Origin of the sequence: Pinirhizobacter sp. (assembly GCF_035317885.1) — a bacterium.
Lineage (GTDB): Bacteria > Pseudomonadota > Gammaproteobacteria > Xanthomonadales > Rhodanobacteraceae > Pinirhizobacter.
Map to the genome: position 1 here is coordinate 1 of NZ_DATHFX010000188.1, position 2700 is coordinate 2700.

General features: G+C 67.6%; 1 protein-coding gene. It reads right to left on the reverse strand.

The window, feature by feature from the left end; all coding sequences use genetic code 11:
* Window positions 1–2641 (reverse strand): glutamate synthase large subunit (gltB, locus tag VK519_RS05925; protein ID WP_324348201.1); only part of this gene is annotated, 2641 nt, incomplete at its 3' end.
* Between the last annotated feature and the right edge of the window lie 59 nt (window positions 2642–2700).

The following is a 2700-nucleotide window of genomic DNA, read 5'->3' on the forward strand; positions in this document are numbered from 1 at the left end:
CGATGGCCAGCGCTTCGTGCGCCTCGGGCGACAACGCACCCAGCGACATGCCGGCCGAATCGAAGCGCTTGAGGATGGTTTCCACCGGTTCCACTTCGTCCAGCGGTACGGGCGTGCCTGCCACAGGGTGCAGCAGGTCGCGCAACGCCGACGGCGGACGGCCATCGACGAACTGTGCGTAGCGCCGGTAGTCGCTCATCAAACCCGTGCGCACCGCCACCTGCAGGCTGGCGATCACATCGGGGTTGTACATGTGGTATTCGCCGCCGTGGATGTACTTGTACAGGCCACCCGGGCGAAGGCCGGCCATGTCGTTCCAGGCCTCGCCGGCCAGCGTGCGCTGCTCGGCATCCAGATCGGCGAAGGTGGCGCCACCCACGCGCGAAGGTGTGCCGGGGAAGCACAGTTCCACCACGGCATCGTCCAGGCCGACGATCTCGAAGAGCTGCGCGCCGCGGTAGCCGGCGACGGTGGAAATGCCCATCTTCGAGAGGATCTTCAACAGGCCCTTGCGTACGCCACGGCGGTAGTCGCGGCCGATCTCGCGCGGGGCGCCGTCGTTCTTGCGGATGTGGCCGCTTCGACCCAGGTCGAACAGGCTCTGGTAGGCCAGCCACGGATAGATCGCCGTGGCGCCGAAACCGATGAGGCATGCGAACTGGTGTGGATCGCGCGGCGTGGCCGTCTCCACCATGATGTTGCACTGGCAGCGCAGGCCCGTTTCCACCAGGCGCGCATGCACCGCACCGGTGGCAAGCAGCGAGTGGATGGGGGTCAGCTCCCGGCGCGGGTAGCGGTCGGACAGGAACACCACCTGCACGCCGTTGCGCACGGCGGCCTCGACGTCGTCGCATAGCTTGCGCAGCGCGCCTTCGAGGGTCTGTCCCTCGCCATACATGAGGTCGAAGCGCGGCGTGTCGGCGTATTGCTCCATCGCCAGGATCTGCCGCAGCTTGCGTTGCGACAGGATCGGTGAATTGAGCAGCACCTGGCGGGCGTTCTCCGGACCGAGGTCGAAGATGTTTCCTTCCTGGCCGATCTGCGTGACCAGCGACATCACCAGCCGCTCGCGCAGCGGATCGATCGGCGGGTTGGTAACCTGGGCGAAGCCCTGGCGGAAGCGGTCGAACAACGGACGCACATGCCCGGACATCGCCGCCATCGGCGTGTCGTCGCCCATGGAACCGGTGGCCTCGGCCTCGGTCTCGGCCAGCACCTTCAGCACCGACTCGGTTTCCTCGCGGGTGAGGCCGTAGAGCTTCTGGTAGCGCTTGAGTTCGTCAGCCGGCAACGGCTCGGCGGCGAGGTTCGGGTCGATCAGGTCGGATTCGAGGTACACCACGCCCTCGCGCAGCCATTCGCGGAACGGCGCGCGGGCGCGGTTGATGGCGTCGATGTCGGCATCGTGCAGGAGGCGCTTGTTGGCGAAGTCCACGGCGATCATCTCACCCGGCGCCAGGCGGCCCTTGGCCACCACGCGCGAGGACGGCACGTCCCACAGGCCTGCCTCGGACGCCACGATCAGGTGGTTGTCGTCGGAGAGCGCCCAGCGTGCAGGGCGCAGGCCGTTTCGATCGAGCGTGCAGGCGGCGTACTGCCCGTCGCAGATCACCAGGCCCGCGGGGCCGTCCCAGGGCTCGGAGTGCAGCGCGTAGTACTCGTAGAAGGCGGCGAGGTCTTCGTCGAGGTTCTCGCGTGCGGCGTAGGCAGGCGGCACCAGCACCTTCATCGCGCTCAAGAGGTCCATGCCACCGGCCAGCAGCACTTCCAGGGCGTTGTCGAGGCTTTCCGAATCCGAACCCTTCTGGCGCACCAGCGGGCCGATGCCTTCCAGGTCCACCAGTGGCGAGCGCATCACCGAGGAACGCGACAGCATCCAGCGACGGTTGGCGCGGATGGTATTGATCTCGCCGTTGTGCGCCAGGAAGCGGAACGGCTGGGCCAGGCGCCACTGCGGCGAGGTATTGGTGGAGAAGCGCTGGTGGAAGACCACCGCATCGGCACTTAAGTCCGGGTGACGCAGGTCCGCGTAGACATCGCGCAAGCGGCCGGGCGCTGCCATCGCCTTGTAGCCCACCACGTGCACCGACAGCGACACCACGTAGAAGGCCTCATGGTCGACGAGGTCCACTTCGGCAAGCCGGCGGGCGCGGAACAGCGCGCGCTCGAAGGTGGCGTCGTCGTGGACTTCACCGGCGTTGACGAACACCTGGCGCACGCGCGGCATTTCGGCCGCGGCCAGTGGACCGCAGGCATCGGCATTGACCGGCACGTCGCGCCAGCCGGCGATGGTAAGGCCGGCGGCCTTGAGTTTTTCTTCCAGCACCGATGCCGCGACGGCATCGCCGGCGCGATCGTCGAACACCAGGCCCGCGGCGAAGCGCTCGCCCACGATGATCCCGGCCTCGGCCGCCAGGGCCCGTAGCCAGGGCTTCGCGCCATGCACGAGCACGCCGCAGCCATCGCCGCTGATGCCGTCGGCATTGACGCCGCCGCGATGGGAAAGTTTGCCCAGCGCCGAGAACGCGGTGTCCACCAACGCGGCGGACGGCTTGCCGTCCACCTGCGCGACCAGCCCGAAACCGCAGCTGTCGTGTTCGAATGCCTCGTCGTAAAGAGTCGGCTTGCCTTGCTTCACCATCGGGCCGCCTCCAGGCACGGGTTTGCTACGGACCCGAGCATCCGCACAAGGGAGAACCC